Here is a 16950-nt window from a genome sequence, read left to right on the forward strand (position 1 = left end):
TGTTATCAAATTAATTTTAAAAAAAGTTTCGTGCTTATCAATATCTTCAAACACATAATATTGAGCTAGCTAAAATTTTATACGTTACTTTTAGCAATCTTATATACACAAAAACAGCTCTTAATAAATTAAAAGCTGCATTCAGTAAATTTTATATTCTATTGTAAATTTGCAATCTCCATTAACTCATTCTCAATTTCAAGCATTATGTGATCCCAAGAATGTTTTAATACTAATTCGTGAATTTTTTCTGGTATTGGTTCTTTGTTTTGTATTCTGATTATTTGTTGTTCAATTCCTTTTGCTAATCTATCAACAAATGGTTCGATTTCTGAATCATAAGGTTCATCAATTGATTTGAGTCGTGGCATTTCGACAAATTCAATGGCTGTACTGTTGTTTATTTCATCGCCTAATGTTTCGATTAGTCCTTCTATTTCTGTTACAACGACTCTCATTCCACAACCCAACGCTTCGATTGCAATGAGTCCCAATCCTTCATAGTAGCTTGGCAGAATGTAGATGTCCGATTCTCTCATTTTATTGGAGAGTTTTTTCTGACAAGATGTGTTGTGCAAATCGAAGTGAAGTGAATTGCCTGTGTTGTCCCACAACTCAACTTTTGTTTCTATGTCGACATCTCCTACTAGTGTTAATTCCAAATTATCGTATTTTTCTTCTAGTTTTTTGAAGGCTTTGCAAAGTTCGTACACTCCTTTTGCGTGTGATAATTTCCCTGCAAACAAAAGCCTTATTCTGTCGTTTTGTGGGTCTTCTTTTCTTCTGTAAAATATGTCGCTGTTATAGCCTCCACCCGTTACAACGATTTTTTCTTTGTCGATTCCAAATATATCCGAGATTGGTTCTACGTCTTTTTTGCTTAGTGCTAGGACTTTTTGTGCACGGTTTAGATTATCCACACAAGTCATAAACAATTCTGGGTTGAGGTTTGTTTGTCTGATGTCGGTTCCATGATTTAGTAATAAAACGGGAGTTTCATCGAAAATATCTAACACGAGACTGCTTAGCATCCAACAATGATGAGATACGATGACGTCTGGATTGAATTCTTTCTTTGCTTTTTTCAATTGTTTTGTGAATTCATTTGTCCAATCTTCAATCATATCGTGTGTCATATCGCTGTATTTTGTGGAATCGTAGGGCATTTCATCGCTCATTCCAACTATTGGGAAGTTCAACTTTTCGCTTTTAAATTCGACTGGATATTTTTTGATTGTATCATCCAAATTTAATTGTATATTATCTTGTATTCCAAATATAGCAGCATTTTCATGGTTTTGTTGCATAAATTGAATTACGTTTGTAAAATAAACGCCGCTTCCTGTTTGTTTCGGAAGTTGTGCGATTACGTGTAATATTTTCATGTTATCATCCTTTTTATTATTATTCTTACTTCTATATTATCATAATAAGATTTTAATTTCTTTAGTTATTTATTGAATTTTTTTATAAATCATTGATTATGTTTGTTTTTTAATGTATAATAACTTGTATTATTTTGATTAGGAGGCGATTATTATAGAAAATTTAAACGAACAACGATCAAATCTTCTTGGCAATGAATCCATTCCGAAATTAATCTGGAAGTTTTCAGTTCCAGCTACTATAGGAATGTTGGTTCAAGCTTTGTATAATGTTATAGATAGAATCTTCCTAGGTGCCGGTGTAAATCAAATGTCAATTGGTGGCGTTTATTTGATTTTCCCGATTTTTTTATTTTTGATGGCATTCGGAATGTTGATTGGTGTGGGTGGCAATTCCCTTTCTTCAATCAAATTCGGTGAAGGTAAGAAAAAAGAATCAGAAATCATTCTTGGCACATCTATGTTTTTATCTATTATTTTCGGGATTTTGATATCAGCGATTTTTCTTTTAAATTTAAAATGGTTTTTGAAAATTTTCGGCGCGAGTGACACTTTGATGCCTTACGCTTATGAATATGGAAAAATTATTTTGTATGGTGCACCTTTTCAAATGGTTGGTTTTGCAATGAACAACTTCATCCGTGGCGAAGGAAATCCTAGGGCTGCGATGGTGACGATGTTCATCGGTGCAATCAGCAATATTATTTTGGATTATGTGTTCATTTTTCCTATGAAAATGGGAGTACAAGGCGCTGCTTGGGCGACTATTATCGGTCAAATTTTGTCTTGTATTTGGGTTGTGAGATATTTTCTTTCAGACCGTGCACTGTTGAGACTTAAAAAGGAAACATTCAAGCTTGATTTGCACTACTGCAAGCAAATTTTTGCACTGGGTTCTGCTCCATTCGCAATGCAACTTGTAGCTAGTGGTATTAATATTATTTTCAACAATTTCCTTAAAATTTACGGTGGCGACTTGGCGACATCATCAATGAGTGTTATCTATAGTGTTTCACAAATTGCATTCATGCCGATTTTTGGTATCAACCAAGGTATCCAACCAATTTTAGGATTTAATTTCGGAGCACACAAATACAGACGTGTTCAACACACTTTGAGAATTGCTATTGTAGCTGGAACTGTGTATATGGTTTTGAACTGGGCATTCACTATGCTTAGACCAGATTTGTTGGTTAAGATTTTCATTTCAAGACCTGAAGATTACGCAGTCATCAAAGACATCGCAATTCCTGGACTTAGAATATACAATTCGATGATTTTCATGCTTGGATATTCCATAATTGGATCGTCATTATTCCAAGCAATCGGCAAACCAAAAATTGGTTTCATATTGACAATGACAAGACAACTTATTTATTTGTTACCGTTGATGTTGATTTTCCCAAAACTTTTCGGACTTACAGGCGTATGGTCTGCAATGCCAGTGTCTGATGTTTTGTCGACAATCACTACGACGTATTTCTTGGTTAAATCAGGATTTTTGGTTAAAACAATTCACAACGACGACGAATTTGTTCTCGGAATTTAAAAAAGGTTTGAATATTGGATTTCCAATGTTCAAACCTTTATTTTTTAGAATATAAATACTGAAACTAGAATAGACACTACAGCCGTTATCATTATCATAGGTAGTTTGTAATCAGAAGATGTTTTCTTGAATGATCCTTTATTGAAAATCGCAAACGTAGCCGATGCTACTACAAAAATTGTAGCTGCTATTTTCAAAAATCCCACAGCATCAAACTCATTTGTCCTGAAAAATCTGTAGATTGTTATCAATAAAATATATCCAATACAATACGCATATAATTCCAACACTCCAAATCTATCTTTTTGTTTCAATTTTACCTCCTTATTTTCCTGCAATAGTTACATTATCAAACGCAATAACTGCTGGTGCTAAGCTGTTCTTACGTGATTTCAATTCTTTTGAGAAAATCATAGAATCTTGAACTTCTTTTACATTTAATGAAATTGAACCACCTGTTATGAATGATTCCACGCCATCTTTTACAAGTCTTGCAAGTCTGAATTCTCCACCGAAATCTCCCGTAGCGCTGTCCATCAAGAATGACGAGAACGCCAACACTTCAATGTAATCTTGTGATTTCAATTCTTCGACAGAAATATCTCCACCACTTACTTCGAAAACTGGTGATTGTCCCATATTTTTTACGTTCAAATAATAACTATACTTTGCATTAGTAACCAAATTTTCTACGACACCATTTTTGTACAAATCATATTGTACAAGTTTTTTACCTTCTGAATCGACAGGTCTTTTGTTGATTGATGTCTCCAATGTTGGATTGATTTTCATGTTGAAGTTTACTTTTGGATTATCTCCGAAAAATCTCTCGCCTAATTTTGCAGAGCTGATTTGTTGATAAATCATGGCATCTCTTGCTTGGTCGTAATAGTAATACAAGAATTCTTCAACAGCTTCGTTTGATAAAATCACTCTCATATTTTCCATTTTTTCATTTCTAACGGCGCTGGATCTTTTTTCAGTTTCCAAAAGTTGTTTGTCGACGATTTCTTCGATTTTCGAATAATCGATACTTGTCAAATCATATCCGTTGAATATTTCGACAGGTTCATCTCCAACGTTACAATCAGTTACGATTTCAAATGTAAATTTGTTGGAAGGATATTCCACATCCACACCCTTTGATGTAACGACGTGCTTGTGGTTTTCCACTGCGAAAATTTCGCAGGAATTTACTTTAGATTGGTAGCCGTAATCTTTGTAGATAACATCGTGAACTTTTTTGAAATTGTCTGTCAAATCTTCGCATACTTTGATGTCTTTTAATGTAGCATAGCCTTCTTCTTTTTCTGGAAGTTCGTAGTATTTGTTCTTGACAAATTTCGCTGCAAAAGCAGTTCTGTCGATTTTTTCTTTGATTTCATCGTCACTGTCACTTAAGTTCAACACAACTGTGCTGTCACCTTTGAATTTGTCGCCATTTTCTTCAAAATCCACGAACACTCTTACAGATGTTTCATTAGTCACGCAACTTCTGTTCATGTCTACTTTGTCTTTTATCAAAAATACTTCGTTAGATTTGGACACAGTGTTGACAACTATCCAGTCGGTAATTTTTTCGTTTTGTTTTAATATATTTATTAATCTTTCCATTAACTTAAAATCCCCTTTGCCTTAATGTATGATCCACCAGTTGATGTCTTAACCCATTCTTTCCAGCCTTTTCCGCAATATCCGCCGCCAGAAAGCACAAGTCCGTTGGAAACTTGTGTGATTGATTGCAACAAATCAGGCACATATCCTGTCAAATAAACAGGGCTTACGATTTTGCCTGTTAATTTTCCGTCTATGATTTCACGACCTTTCATTGCAACGCATTGAATTCCCCAGTTTTTTGGATCTTCCATTCCAGATGAGAAACCTTCCAACAAATATCCTTTGTCAACGGATTTAATCATATCTTCAACAGAATCTTCGCCTTCTTCAAAGAAAGTGTTAGTCATACGAGTGTATGCTTTTCTCTTGAAAGATTCTCTCTTGCCATTTCCTGTGGATTCTTGTCCCAACAAAATCGCAGACAATTCGTCGCACATTCCGTGGCGCAAAATTCCCTTGTCGATAATCACAGTATCTCTTCCCAAGTTACCCTCGTCATCGAACAAATAGCTCGACACTTCATCGAAAGCTGTCGCACCGTCGTGCATAATTATCTTGTCACTTGCAACTCTCTTATCTTGGTATTCTTTTCCTTTTGCACGTTCTTTTACATACATATCCATTTCAGCTCCGTGACCGAAAGCTTCGTGAGCGATTAATCCTGTAAAATCAGGGTCGCAAATTATATCGTATTCTCCAGGAACAACTCTGTCTGCTGTAAGTAATTCTTCAGTTCTTCTACAAGCATCTTCTGCCGCTTTTTCGAATTCAGAAATCAATTCACTTCCACACAATCCAGAATTAGAAATGAAATCTAATTTTGTATTTTTCCCATCAGTTGCTGCTGCCATTGCAAATCCAGTTGAATAAGCGTAAGATTGGTACAAATCTTTATTCTTCGATAAGAAAATTTTATTAACTTGCGTAATATTCAATCTCAAAGAAAGTTGAACGATCTTTTCGTATTTCACTTTAACTTCGTCGTGAATTTTTTGCAAAGTAGTGATGATTTTTTCAGGATTATCTTCTTCCGGCAAGTTTTCAACTTCAGTGATTTTTTCTTTTGTGATTTCGTCGTCATTTGGAAGTCTGTCGTATGTTACTCTGTCCAAGCCTTCGACGATTTTTTTACGATCTTCAAGTGCAATTTTACGGACATTTTCGCATACTTTGTCAACGTCTACTTCGTTAAATGAATACTCACTAAATCCCAAATCAGTGTACACTCTGATTACAAATCCACGTTGGTAATCAGGAGAAGGATTCAATGAAATTGCAGATGTCGTCACAGAATAACTTGCACCATCAACATCGCAACCTAAAATAGAAACGTATTTGAAATCAGTTTCCAAATTTTTTATAATTTCTTGTAATTTAGATTTATTATCTAATAAAAATTTTGATGTAGTTAGTTTTTTCATGTTCTACCCCTTTCATTAATAATTATAGTAAATACTTCTATCTATTACAATGAATTTAAGAAAATGATATCATAAATTTAGATACTGTAGTAAAATATGTATAAAGGAGTGTAGCCTAATGAAAATTAATATTCAATTAACTCAAGAAGAAATGATTCTTGCAAAAACTTATTCTAAAAATCATTCGATGAATTTGGAAGATGCTTTTAAAAGTGCATTATTCGAAAAAATTGAGGATGAATACGACACAATCACAGCTGAAAAAGCATATGAAGATTTCCTAAAAGATGAAAAAAATAGCAAACCAATTTCTGAATTATGGAAAGATTTAGACTTGTAATAAACCTAAAAATGGCTACCGATTTTCGGTAGCCATTGTATTTTATTCGAATTTTATCTATTAGCCATGATGACTTTTATCTCATCGGGATTAATTCCCACCATTGCTTCTCCCAAATCTTTGCTCACTTCAAGCAATACATCAGGATTGTTGTAATTTTCCACAGCTTTTACGATAGCTTTTGCACGTTTTTCTGGATTTCCACTTTTGAAAATTCCACTACCAACAAATACACCTTCAGCCCCCAATTGTCTCATCAACGCCGCATCAGCAGGAGTTGCAACTCCACCTGCAGAAAAATTAAGTACAGGTAATTTTCCATTTTCGTGAACGTATTTCAATAATTCAAAGCAAACTCCCATTTCTTTTGCTTTGTCGTACAATTCATCTTCCTTCAAAGACTTCACCAATGAAATTTCGCCCATGATTTGTCTCATATGTGTAACAGCTTGAACAACATCTCCCGTTCCAGCTTCACCTTTTGTTCTAATCATCTTGGCGCCCTCTTTGATTCTTCGTAAAGCTTCCGATAAATTTCTCGCTCCACAAACAAAAGGAGTGTTAAATTTTGATTTGTCGATATGATATTTGTCATCTGCCGGAGACAAAACTTCTGATTCGTCAATGTAATCAATTCCCAACGATTCCAAAATTTGCGCTTCAACAAAATGACCAATTCTAACTTTTGCCATCACAGGAATTTTGACAGCTTTCATAATTTCTTCAATCATTTTAGGATCGCTCATTCTGCTAACTCCTCCAGCAGCTCTAATATCTGCAGGAACTCTTTCAAGTGCCATTACGCTTACTGCTCCTGCTGCTTCTGCAATCCTCGCTTGTTCAGCATTGATTACATCCATTATTACTCCGCCCTTTAATTTTTCATTTAGATCCATTCAAATCACCTCGCTTCTATAATACACGCAAATTGCATCTAATTATAGTAGCAAAATAAAATAATTTTATGGTTACAGATGTGTTATACTTAATCCAACGGAGGATTTTATGTTCATAAATTTAAACGACAAAGATTATTTGTATAATCAAATTTACGATTCTATAAAAGAAAAGATTAACACGAAACAATTGAAGACCAATGATAAGCTTCCTTCTATTAGAAAATTATCGAATGAGCTGAATATTTCGATAAACACTGTTTCAAATGCGTATTACCAATTGGAAAAGGAAGGCTACATTCGTTCCAGTGAGAGAAGTGGATTTTTTGTAGAAAAATCTGGTCATATTTTGCAAAACGATGCAAACTTTGATGATGAAGATATGATTGTAGAAGAAAGGAATTCTTACCTGTATGATTTTTCATTTTCAGGCGTGGATAAATCGTGTTTTAAATACAAGCAGATTAGAAAAGCTTTCAGAGATTCAATTAACGAAGATGATGATGCTATTTTGGGAAAGGTCGATGGACTTGGACTTTTTTCGTTGAGATGTTCTATTTCAAATTATTTGAAGGATTTCAGAGAGATTATCGTGAATCCCAACCAAATCGTCGTGAGTTCCGGTAGCAATGAGTTGTTGATTTTGATTAAAAATCTTCTCAACAATCCCGTATTTGGTTTTGAAAATCCAGGATATGCTTATCACGGAATTGGTTTCTACAATAATTTCGATAGCAGAGCGATTAATGTGAATGAGGATGGGATTGATATAGATTTTCTGAAAAAAACAGATGCGAATGTTGTAAGCGTGACTCCTTCTCATCAATTTCCTACTTCTGCGATTATGCCGATTAATAAAAGGATTGATTTGTTGAATTGGGCATACGCTGATAATAATCGCTACATAATTGAGGACGACTACGATGCAGAATTCAAATACAAGCTTCGTCCTATCGCTCCACTGAAGACTTTGGATGTGAATGATAAGGTGATTTACATTGGGAATTTTTCGCGTACGGTGACTCCAGCGATGCGTGTGAGTTTTATGGTTTTGCCAAAAAATTTGATGAAGAAATTCTATTCTGTACTAAAATCTGAGAGGTGTCCTGTGTCGATTTTCGTTCAATCTGCGTTGTCAAAATTTATCGACAGTGGAGATTTTGAAAAGCAGGTCAATCAAATGAAGAAGGTGTACGCAAAAAAATACGAAATTATTTTTTCAAAAATTAACGGCTGTAAATTCATTGATTTTGAGAAAACTGATTGTGGCACATCTGTCGTAATCAAGGTCGATAAGAGGATTGACAGTGATGTTTTGTTGAAAACTTTGAAGGAAAAATCCGTGTATGTTATTCCTATCGATGATTTTTATTTGGATAAAAATATGAACACTAATGTGTTTTTGATTGGGTTTGCTAAGATGAGCTACGATGATATCTCCAATGGTATGGATATTATCGTAAATGTTGTAAATAATCTTGTCAATTAGATTACAAAATAATGTAAAAGAGTTATAATAAAGTAAGAATATATATAGGAGGTTACTCATGCAAAAATATGAAGATTTAGAACCAAAGAAAGTGTTCCATTGGTTCAAACAATTAAACGATATTCCTCGTGGTTCAGGAAATGAAAAAGCTGTATCAGATTTTTTGGTTAGCTTCGCAAAGGAAAGAGGATTGGAAGTGTACCAAGATTCTCTAAACAATGTTATTATCAAAAAAGATGCTACAAAAGGTTACGAAAATTCAGAACCTGTTATTTTGCAAGGACACATGGATATGGTTTGCGAAAAAACTGATGATTCAGATCACGATTTCTTGACAGATCCTATCTCAATGCACGTTAAGGACGGATATGTTTATGCAGATAACACAACTTTGGGAGCAGATGACGGAATTGCTGTTGCTTTTTGCTTAGCTATTTTGGATTCTGATGATGTGGCTCATCCAAAATTGGAAGTTCTAGTAACTATTGACGAAGAACGTGGAATGGACGGAGCAAATGGCGTGACTGCTGAACATTTGAGCGGAACTCGTTTGTTAAACATCGACACTGAAACTGAAGGTGATTTCATTGTAAGCTGTTCTGGTGGAGCAAATGCTATCACTACTTTCAAGAGCGAAAAATCAGAAGGTTTGTCAAAGGCTATTGAAATTTCTCTTTCTGGATTAAATGGTGGTCACTCTGGTCTTGAAATTCAAAAACAAAACAAAAATGCCATCAAAGTTATGGCAAGACTTTTGAACAAAGTCGCTTTGGAAATGGATTTTAGATTGCAAGAAATCTCCGGCGGTTCAAAACACAACGCCATCGCTAAGAACGCTCACGCTATCATCACTGTAGATGATTTGGATAAGGCAATGGATATTTTAAACGAAGTTGGAGAATACGTTCGTCACGAAGGTAGAAAAACAGACCCTAACTTGGTTTTGGATATTAAAGAAACAGAAAAAACAGAATTTTCTTATTCAAAAGAAACTTCCCAATCAATCGTTAAATTCTTGTATTTGTTAATCAACGATGTTATCTCAACTTCACAAGATATCGAAGGTTTGGTTCAAACAAGTTCTAACGTTGGTATTGTTGAAGCAGACGACGAAAAAATCAAGGTTACTTGTTGTGTAAGAAGTTCTGTAGAAAGCGAACTTCACAATATGTTCGACAAGATCAAATCATTAGCTTATTTGACTCACGGAACTACAGTTATCGAAAAAGAATATCCAGCATGGGAATTCAACACTGATGGAGAATTGGCAAAGGTTGCTCCAGCATTGTACGAAGAAATGACTGGCAAGAAAGCTAATGTAACTGCAATTCATGCAGGTTTGGAATGTGGTTTGTTAAAAGGCGTACTTCCTGATTGCGATATGATTAGTTTCGGTCCAGATATTTTCGGAGCTCACACTCCATTGGAACATTTGGGAATTGAATCTACTCAAAGAATGTACGATTACACATTAAAATTATTAGAAAAATTAAAATAACAAAAAATTAAGGAAAGTTCTTTTTATGAACTTTCCTTTTTTAATTATTTGTATTCATGATTTTCTAAAACATGGATTAAATCGTCATTAGTTTCTTTACTTTTTTGAACTTCAAACATTCCAATATATGAGTAAAAATCTAACACATCAATATCTTTTATCTTTTTATCTATCTCTGAATCCGATATGTTTTCCCCATTCATTATCAATGATTTTTTAAGATAATGTTTGATATCTTTTGGGGATAGTTTTGTTTGATAATTTCTCGATTCTATATTATCTTCATCCACTTCTTTTTCTACGACATACCCATCCTTGTTTTCAGATATTAAAATCCTCATTATCGCGCCTTCTCCAGATTTTTGGTCCTTAGTAGAAATCCAGGTCTTCACTAAGACCATAATTTTATCCTTATTTTTATAAAAATCCAATGTTTCCAGTTTGGATAATTCATAATACTTATTATCTGGTTTTTTGGCTAAAAATTTTTCAAGACTTTCACTCAATCTAATTTTATTCGTATCTTTTTCTATCTTGTGGTATTTTTCAACTATGAAGGTTTTTACAATTTTGTTTATATTAGCTTTATCCTTTTCGTCAATATCTACTTTTACTGTTTCGTTTTGATTTGCTTTTTGCTCAACGTTTTTAATTTCATTTTTTTGACAAGACGATAAAAGTAACAACATCATAATAACTAGCGTTATTGTTTTTTTTAATTTATCGATTACCATATTTCCCCCTAATATACATTCCTAAATTTGATATTGAAACATTCAGTCTAACTTCTGAATGTGTTGAAACACCAGATTTTTATTTATATTAATATTATATCATCAAAAATTCAATCTCATGTTACAATAAGTCTACAATTGTGATTTGTTCGAAAATCATTTGCCCAAATCTGTTATAATATTATAGTCAGGGGGAATTTATGAAAAAGAAATTTACATTAGTGTTATTATCACTACTGATGGTAATAACTTTAAGCGCTTGCTCTCAAGCAAAAGAAAAAGTGAGCCTATTAAACGATTTTAGAAAAACAACTGAATGGAAGAACCAATCTTATGAATTCAAGAACGAAACTTCTAAGCTAAAAGAAATGAAAGTCACTGCAACACAAGACAAAACAACAGGCGTTGCAATGGCAACTGTAACAAGCGATATCGCACAATTAGCTGGTCAAGGCAATAATTTGGGAGAGCTTCACTTCGCAATCCAAGATGGAAAAGCTTATTTGAATTACGACGCATTCGCTAACAATCTTCCACCAAAAATGAAGGAAGCTTTGATTCAAAAGAATTTGTACTTCAATGTTACACAAATTTTGCAAAAATTAACTGAACAAAACTTCCAAGCTACAACTGTAAGAGATTTCACAGTTTTCATGCCACTTTTGTCATCTAATGCAAAATTCCAAGTTAGAATTGCAAAAGATTTCGTGATCGACAACAAAGAATTGAAGGTTACAGATGATGGCAATCACAAATATTCTGTGAATTTGACTGGTGAACAATGGGCAAAAGTTATGGAATATTCAAGAAAAACTTTATTGAAAAACTTCAAAGAATACGCCAAACTTGCCAAGGGAAGTGATCTTACAGAATCAGAACAACAAAAACTTCAACAAGTCGAAGAAAACCTAAAATCAGAACAATCACAAAAAGAATTCGAAGACAAAATCAACACGTTGAAGACAACTAACAAAGACGATATGTTTAATTTAACATTCGAATTCAAAGACAAATCATATGATGTTCATTTGAAGTCTACTCCTAAATCAAAGGATGTTGAAAGCATGAACATTTCATTAAATTCAAAAGAAGACACATCTATCAACAACCCAAAAGTACAAGTGGATAATGGTCCTTTCGAATTTATGCAACAATTTTTGAACATAAAATAATTGAACGTAAAATAAAAAATCCCGAATCTCGAATGAGTTTCGGGAAATTTTATGTTTATTTGTATATTTCTTGTAGTAAATTATCCAATCTAACTAATGCGTCTTTTACGACTTGTGTAGGAGCTGCAACGTTAAATCTTACGAATCCATCGCATTCACCGAAGAATCTTCCGTCAGTGAATACCAAATCAGCTTTTTCGCCCAATGTTTTAAGCAAATCGTCACTGTTCAATCCCAAACATCTGAAATCCATCCACATAACATAAGTCGCTTGAAGATGATTTACGATAATTTTAGGATATTTTTCTTGGAAGAAATCGTACACGATTTTTTGGTTAGTGTCGATAACTTGAATCATTTCATTAAGCCAATCTTCAGCTTCATCAAAAGCTAATTGTGTAGCTTCAAGTCCCATAACATTGACAGTGTTGCTTCTCATTATATCCAAAGTCTTCTTGTATTGAATCATCATTTCAGGATCCGAAATAATCATATATCCACAGCAAAGTCCAGCCAAGTTAAAAGATTTTGTAGCAGATTGACACACAACAGCTTTTTCGATTAATTTTCTATCCAATGAAAGCACAGATGTGTGAGTATTTCCCGGCATAACAATATCTTGCCAAATCTCATCAACAACCACAATCACATCATTTGCATTTGCAATTGTGATTACTTTTTCCAAATCATCCTTGCTCCACAAAATACCGCCTGGATTGTGAGGGTTGCAAAGAATAACCATTTTGTTTTCAGCTTTTTTACATTCTGATTCGAATTTTTCAAAATCAATTGAGTAATCGTTGCGTTCGTCTGAAATCAAAGGAACATCAGCCATAACTCTGTCGTTAAATTCAATCGCAAATCTGAATGGACCATACACCGGTCTCATAATCATTACAGAATCACCTTTTTGTGTAAAGGAACTAACTGCAGCAAAGAATCCATCTACAACAGTTGGAACTTCGACAATCCATTCTTTTTTGATATCTGCATTGTGGTGTTTCTTGTCCCAATTTATGATGCTATTGTAAAATCTGTCTGTAGGTGAACAATATCCCAAAACCAAATTATCTAAGCGTTTTTTCAAACCGTCGATAATTTCCGGTGCATTTTTGAATTCCATATCCGCAACGCTGAATGGAACAACATCTTTTTTCATATTCGGAAATTGTTCACTTCTTACAGCCCATTTTCTAGAGCCCATTTCGTTTCTGTCACTAATCGTTTCAAAATCGTATTTCATCATAATCTCCTTATTATAAATTATTACGTTTTCAGTATATCACAAAACCAACAAAAAAAAGAGGATACAATCCCCTTTTCAGTCAAATTATTCTGTTAATTCAGATGTACAGTGTGGACATCTAGTAGCAGTAATGTCGATTTCGCTCTTGCAGTATGGGCAAGTTTTTGTTGTTGGATCTGCTGCTGGTTCTTTGTGCAATGCATTACGACCCTTGTTAACGGCTTTGACCATCATGAAAACTACGAATGCAATTATAATAAATTTAACCAACGCATCCAAGAACAAACCGTATTGTAACTTAACCCCTGCAAGTGTTACAGCCAATTCCTTCATATCTATACCAGCTGTTGCAGCCCCAATCAAAGGTGCGATAAGACCATTGATAAGTCCATCGACCATTTCCTTAACGGCAGCACCCATGATAACGGCAACTGCCAAATCCATTACATTACCTTCAGTAATGAACTTTTTAAATTCTTTTAACATAAATCCCCCTTGTAAAATTATTCATTCATTAAATTGATTTTTTCCTTTTGTAAATTGTACACTTCTTTTTTCAATTGTTTAATCGCATTTTCGCAGTTCTTCTTGTTAGATAAAATTTGCATTTGAATAACAGAATCGAAAACTTTGTTATCAAAATAATCCGCCAAGAAAAATGTCTTTTTATATCTGAAACCAACGCTTGGCTTCTTGTCCAAATCAATCATAATATTATTGAACTTTCTAATCGCCAAATCAGCCTTCTTCGCTTGATTCTTCGCCTTTTTCAAATTCGATCTTTTAATCATAGTGGTAATAGTCTTACCCTTGAAAATATCGAAAATTCCCCAACCTGAAGCTGTACCCAAATAAGATTGCACCTCGCCAAGACTTGCTATCGCAATTTCTCCAAGCTTAATAGCTTCATTTACATTATATAATCTAGATCCTACTTTTGCTCTTAACATAAAAATCTTCCTTTCCTAAATTATATATACCCTTAAATAATATTTTTAAGCAAAGAAAATCAAATATATTTTCTGTTTAATTAATCAAGGAAAAATCAACCATAGAAGTTTTTGACATAAAAATATAGCAAACCTTTCATGCTAAGAATATCATACGGAAAAAATTGTCATGATTTCAAATCGAATAAATCCGTCAAAATCGGACTGCGTAAGCTTTAGCGTGCTTGCGATTTTAGGATTTTGAGATTTAGAAATCATCAATTTTTGAAGTTTAGATATTTGTGCATGATGGTTTGCTATCCGTAATCAACCACCTAAGTGATTGTTTCTACTTTATTTGTATTTTTGTTGTTGTTTATTAATCAATTCTACATCTTCGAAGTAGTTAATTCCCATTGCAGCTTTTACTTTCTTCAAAGTTTCTGCTCCAACTTCTCTGGCATCTTCTGATCCTTTTAACAACATATCGAAAATTTCTGGAATGTTTTGTTCGTAGTGTTTTCTTTTTTCTCTGATTGGTGATAATTCTTTTTGCAAAATATTGTTCAAGAATTTTTTGATTTTGACATCGCCAAGTCCACCACGTCTGTAATGGTCTTTTAATTCGTCCAAATTTTTGTAATCTGGAAGAAATTCTGCGAAATCATCGTCTGTACAGAAAGCATCCAAATAAGTGAACACTGTATTTCCTTCAACTTTTCCAGGGTCTGAGATTTGAATGTGGTTAGGGTCTGTGAACATGCTCATTACTTTTGATTTGACGTCTTTTTCTGAATCCGACAAATAAATACAGTTGCCCAATGATTTACTCATTTTCGCTTTGCCGTCTAGTCCTGGAAGTCTGGAACAGATTTTGTTGTCAGGAATTACAGCTTTTGGTTCAACCAAAACTTCTGAATAATAGTTGTTGAACGTTCTGACTATTTCACGCGTTTGTTCCAACATTGGAAGCTGATCTTCTCCGACTGGAACTATGTTTGCGTTGAAAAGCGTGATGTCTGCCGCTTGGCTGATTGGATATGTCAAGAATCCAACAGGAAGGCTCGCTCCAAATTCCTTTTGTTTGATTTCTGCTTTAACTGTAGGGTTTCTTTCGAGTCTTGAAAGTGTAACCAAGTTCATATAATAAAACATCAATTCTGTAAGTTGTTCTACGTGTGATTGTACAAAAATCGTAACTTTGTTTGGATCGATTCCGCAACTTAAATAATCAAGTGCAACTTCAATGATGTTCTCACGAACTTTGTCTGGATTGTTAAAATTGTCAGTCAAAGCTTGTGCATCGGCAATCATGACATACATCTTGTCAAAATCCCCTTTGTTTTGCATGATAACTCTGTTTTTTAAAGAGCCTACGTAATGACCCAAATGTAATTTTCCTGTTGGTCTGTCACCTGTAAGTATTATATTTCCCATTTTTACTCCTTGTTAAATATTTTCTCGTAATGTTGATTTGCTCTGTTTAATTTAGATATTATTTTGTCTTTTCTTGAATAATTTATCTCTGAATTGAGGACTTGTTTTACTGGAACTACGACATATCTCGTAGTCACGCTATCAGTGTATTTGTCCACATAGTATGGTTTGTTTTCAAAACTTTTTACAGTTGTCTTGTCGCCAATTTTCTCAATTTTAATATCCGAGTACACTCCAATCTCTACACCGTAATATTGTCCGTAGGATTCTCTTTGATCTGAAACTAGATTTCCCATTGAATAAACACAATATGATTTTTTGCCGTCGTTTTCAATAACATCAGACTTTTGTATTGTGTGTGGGTGCGATCCTATCACCAAGTCAACTCCCATATCTGAAAGTTTCTTGAACGTATTTTTCTGATATGAATTAGGGTAATCTGAATATTCCTCTCCCCAATGCATGTAGCACATTATCACATCGGCGTGATTTTGCTTCAAATAATCCACATCTTTTTGGATTTGTTCCGTATTAATCAAATTCACCGCAGTGTCTCTTCCGGAATTAAGCATAGAATTTTCAAATCCGTTGAGCATTTGAGTATATGAGAAAAATCCAACCTTTATCCCTTTTACATCAATAATAAGTGGATTCGTCGATTCATTTTCCTTGAAAGTTCCAGTTCTTTTCAAACCGTACTTTTCAATAGCTTCAATCGTGCGATCAATTCCTTTTAATCTTCTGTCGTAAGAGTGATTATTTGCAGTGCTCACTACATCAAATCCCGTATCTTTGAACGCTTTTATAACATTTTCATGCGTAGCAAATTCTGGATAACCACTCATTTCTGATGCATTCTTCGCAATCGTCGTCTCCAAATTAACTATGGACAAATCACTTTTACCAACAATATCTTTTATCGCTGCAAAAGAATCCGTGAAATCATAATTTGTCGCTTTCGCTTGGCGAATTTGCGTGATGTGATTCATATAATCGCCCCAACAAGTTATAGTTATCTCTTTCTTTTCCAGGTTTTTATTCTCTTTTTCTGATTTGTCACTGACTTTTACTTTTGATTGAGATTTTGATTGTGCAGCATTTTTCACTTGAGAACTTTTTTGAGATGCTGTGTGAATTGGAAATTTCCCAGAAATTTCTGAGTATCTGAAGCCAATAGCTCCCAATAAAATCACAATAAGAAAAGCCAATGCAACGGTCGTCTTTTTTCCCTTCATTT

16 protein-coding genes are annotated in these 16950 nt (G+C 34.0%); 5 read left to right on the forward strand and 11 right to left on the reverse strand.

Features of this window, described 5'->3' with window-relative positions:
* Nucleotides 1–158: 158 nt before the first annotated feature.
* On the reverse strand, nucleotides 159–1385 hold the full coding sequence (locus HMPREF0391_RS04455) for a glycosyltransferase family 4 protein (protein ID WP_002835707.1): 1227 nt from the start codon (nucleotides 1383–1385) through the stop codon (nucleotides 159–161).
* Between the two features lie 214 nt (nucleotides 1386–1599).
* Here HMPREF0391_RS04455 and HMPREF0391_RS04460 point away from each other — a divergent pair, with 214 nt between their 5' ends.
* The gene (locus tag HMPREF0391_RS04460) at nucleotides 1600–2934 is read left to right on the forward strand and encodes an MATE family efflux transporter (RefSeq protein ID WP_268890125.1); all 1335 of its coding nucleotides are present in this window, start codon (nucleotides 1600–1602) and stop codon (nucleotides 2932–2934) included.
* 44 nt (nucleotides 2935–2978) lie between these two features.
* Here the strand turns inward: HMPREF0391_RS04460 and HMPREF0391_RS04465 are convergent, their stop codons facing one another.
* Genes HMPREF0391_RS04465 through HMPREF0391_RS04475 form a run of 3 tightly spaced genes read right to left on the reverse strand, consistent with a single transcriptional unit; the run spans nucleotide 2979 to nucleotide 5972 of the window.
* Nucleotides 2979–3248, reverse strand: coding sequence for a hypothetical protein (locus tag HMPREF0391_RS04465; protein WP_035109313.1), 270 nt, complete (start codon nucleotides 3246–3248; stop codon nucleotides 2979–2981).
* A 10-nt stretch (nucleotides 3249–3258) separates the two neighbouring features.
* The gene (locus tag HMPREF0391_RS04470) at nucleotides 3259–4548 is read right to left on the reverse strand and encodes a metallopeptidase TldD-related protein (RefSeq protein ID WP_002835710.1); all 1290 of its coding nucleotides are present in this window, start codon (nucleotides 4546–4548) and stop codon (nucleotides 3259–3261) included.
* Complete coding sequence (locus HMPREF0391_RS04475; protein ID WP_002835711.1) at nucleotides 4548–5972, reverse strand: TldD/PmbA family protein; 1425 nt, start codon at nucleotides 5970–5972, stop codon at nucleotides 4548–4550. Before HMPREF0391_RS04475 ends, HMPREF0391_RS04470 begins: the two co-directional genes overlap by 1 nt.
* Before the next feature lie 118 nt (nucleotides 5973–6090).
* Between HMPREF0391_RS04475 and relB the strand changes: the two genes are divergently transcribed.
* A complete protein-coding gene (relB, locus tag HMPREF0391_RS04480) occupies nucleotides 6091–6312 on the forward strand; it encodes a type II toxin-antitoxin system RelB family antitoxin (RefSeq protein WP_002835712.1) in 222 nt (73 codons plus the stop codon).
* Between the two features lie 53 nt (nucleotides 6313–6365).
* Here the strand turns inward: relB and pdxS are convergent, their stop codons facing one another.
* The gene (gene pdxS / locus HMPREF0391_RS04485; RefSeq protein WP_002835714.1) at nucleotides 6366–7208 is read right to left on the reverse strand and encodes a pyridoxal 5'-phosphate synthase lyase subunit PdxS; all 843 of its coding nucleotides are present in this window, start codon (nucleotides 7206–7208) and stop codon (nucleotides 6366–6368) included.
* Between the two features lie 109 nt (nucleotides 7209–7317).
* Here pdxS and HMPREF0391_RS04490 point away from each other — a divergent pair, with 109 nt between their 5' ends.
* Together HMPREF0391_RS04490 and HMPREF0391_RS04495 are read left to right on the forward strand one after the other, a co-directional pair.
* Nucleotides 7318–8697, forward strand: coding sequence for a PLP-dependent aminotransferase family protein (locus HMPREF0391_RS04490; RefSeq protein ID WP_002835715.1), 1380 nt, complete (start codon nucleotides 7318–7320; stop codon nucleotides 8695–8697).
* A 58-nt stretch (nucleotides 8698–8755) separates the two neighbouring features.
* Nucleotides 8756–10195, forward strand: a complete 1440-nt coding sequence (locus HMPREF0391_RS04495; RefSeq protein ID WP_002835716.1) for an aminoacyl-histidine dipeptidase — start codon at nucleotides 8756–8758, stop codon at nucleotides 10193–10195.
* Between the two features lie 44 nt (nucleotides 10196–10239).
* Here the strand turns inward: HMPREF0391_RS04495 and HMPREF0391_RS04500 are convergent, their stop codons facing one another.
* The gene (locus tag HMPREF0391_RS04500) at nucleotides 10240–10929 is read right to left on the reverse strand and encodes a hypothetical protein (RefSeq protein WP_002835717.1); all 690 of its coding nucleotides are present in this window, start codon (nucleotides 10927–10929) and stop codon (nucleotides 10240–10242) included.
* Nucleotides 10930–11129: 200 nt separating this feature from the next.
* Between HMPREF0391_RS04500 and HMPREF0391_RS04505 the strand changes: the two genes are divergently transcribed.
* Nucleotides 11130–12101, forward strand: a complete 972-nt coding sequence (locus tag HMPREF0391_RS04505) for a hypothetical protein (RefSeq protein WP_002835718.1) — start codon at nucleotides 11130–11132, stop codon at nucleotides 12099–12101.
* 55 nt (nucleotides 12102–12156) lie between these two features.
* Here the strand turns inward: HMPREF0391_RS04505 and HMPREF0391_RS04510 are convergent, their stop codons facing one another.
* The 5 genes from HMPREF0391_RS04510 to HMPREF0391_RS04530 all read right to left on the reverse strand — a co-directional run bounded on the left by HMPREF0391_RS04510 (nucleotide 12157) and on the right by HMPREF0391_RS04530 (nucleotide 16948).
* Complete coding sequence (locus HMPREF0391_RS04510) at nucleotides 12157–13344, reverse strand: MalY/PatB family protein (RefSeq protein WP_035109315.1); 1188 nt, start codon at nucleotides 13342–13344, stop codon at nucleotides 12157–12159.
* Between the two features lie 87 nt (nucleotides 13345–13431).
* Nucleotides 13432–13833 (reverse strand): large conductance mechanosensitive channel protein MscL, encoded by a 402-nt coding sequence (mscL, locus tag HMPREF0391_RS04515; RefSeq protein WP_002835720.1) that lies wholly within the window; start codon nucleotides 13831–13833, stop codon nucleotides 13432–13434.
* A gap of 17 nt (nucleotides 13834–13850) precedes the next feature.
* A complete protein-coding gene (locus tag HMPREF0391_RS04520) occupies nucleotides 13851–14297 on the reverse strand; it encodes a hypothetical protein (RefSeq protein ID WP_002835721.1) in 447 nt (148 codons plus the stop codon).
* Nucleotides 14298–14630: 333 nt separating this feature from the next.
* Entirely contained in the window at nucleotides 14631–15713 is a 1083-nt protein-coding gene (gene trpS, locus HMPREF0391_RS04525; RefSeq protein WP_002835722.1) for a tryptophan--tRNA ligase, read from the reverse strand.
* Between the two features lie 2 nt (nucleotides 15714–15715).
* On the reverse strand, nucleotides 15716–16948 hold the full coding sequence (locus HMPREF0391_RS04530) for a CapA family protein (protein ID WP_002835723.1): 1233 nt from the start codon (nucleotides 16946–16948) through the stop codon (nucleotides 15716–15718).
* Between the last annotated feature and the right edge of the window lie 2 nt (nucleotides 16949–16950).

The organism is Finegoldia magna ATCC 53516 (genome assembly GCF_000159695.1).
GTDB lineage: Bacteria > Bacillota > Clostridia > Tissierellales > Peptoniphilaceae > Finegoldia > Finegoldia magna_F.

What these genes read in the sequence shown, in the direction of transcription:
- HMPREF0391_RS04455 (WP_002835707.1), bottom strand. Translation starts at nt 1,385, where the DNA reads ATGAAAATATTACACGTAATCGCACAACTTCCGAAACAAACAGGAAGC.
- HMPREF0391_RS04470 (WP_002835710.1), bottom strand. Translation starts at nt 4,548, where the DNA reads ATGGAAAGATTAATAAATATATTAAAACAAAACGAAAAAATTACCGAC.
- HMPREF0391_RS04475 (WP_002835711.1), bottom strand. Translation starts at nt 5,972, where the DNA reads ATGAAAAAACTAACTACATCAAAATTTTTATTAGATAATAAATCTAAA.
- relB (WP_002835712.1), top strand. Translation starts at nt 6,091, where the DNA reads ATGAAAATTAATATTCAATTAACTCAAGAAGAAATGATTCTTGCAAAA.
- pdxS (WP_002835714.1), bottom strand. Translation starts at nt 7,208, where the DNA reads ATGGATCTAAATGAAAAATTAAAGGGCGGAGTAATAATGGATGTAATC.
- HMPREF0391_RS04490 (WP_002835715.1), top strand. Translation starts at nt 7,318, where the DNA reads ATGTTCATAAATTTAAACGACAAAGATTATTTGTATAATCAAATTTAC.
- HMPREF0391_RS04495 (WP_002835716.1), top strand. Translation starts at nt 8,756, where the DNA reads ATGCAAAAATATGAAGATTTAGAACCAAAGAAAGTGTTCCATTGGTTC.
- HMPREF0391_RS04500 (WP_002835717.1), bottom strand. Translation starts at nt 10,929, where the DNA reads ATGGTAATCGATAAATTAAAAAAAACAATAACGCTAGTTATTATGATG.
- HMPREF0391_RS04505 (WP_002835718.1), top strand. Translation starts at nt 11,130, where the DNA reads ATGAAAAAGAAATTTACATTAGTGTTATTATCACTACTGATGGTAATA.
- HMPREF0391_RS04510 (WP_035109315.1), bottom strand. Translation starts at nt 13,344, where the DNA reads ATGAAATACGATTTTGAAACGATTAGTGACAGAAACGAAATGGGCTCT.
- mscL (WP_002835720.1), bottom strand. Translation starts at nt 13,833, where the DNA reads ATGTTAAAAGAATTTAAAAAGTTCATTACTGAAGGTAATGTAATGGAT.
- HMPREF0391_RS04520 (WP_002835721.1), bottom strand. Translation starts at nt 14,297, where the DNA reads ATGTTAAGAGCAAAAGTAGGATCTAGATTATATAATGTAAATGAAGCT.
- trpS (WP_002835722.1), bottom strand. Translation starts at nt 15,713, where the DNA reads ATGGGAAATATAATACTTACAGGTGACAGACCAACAGGAAAATTACAT.
- HMPREF0391_RS04530 (WP_002835723.1), bottom strand. Translation starts at nt 16,948, where the DNA reads ATGAAGGGAAAAAAGACGACCGTTGCATTGGCTTTTCTTATTGTGATT.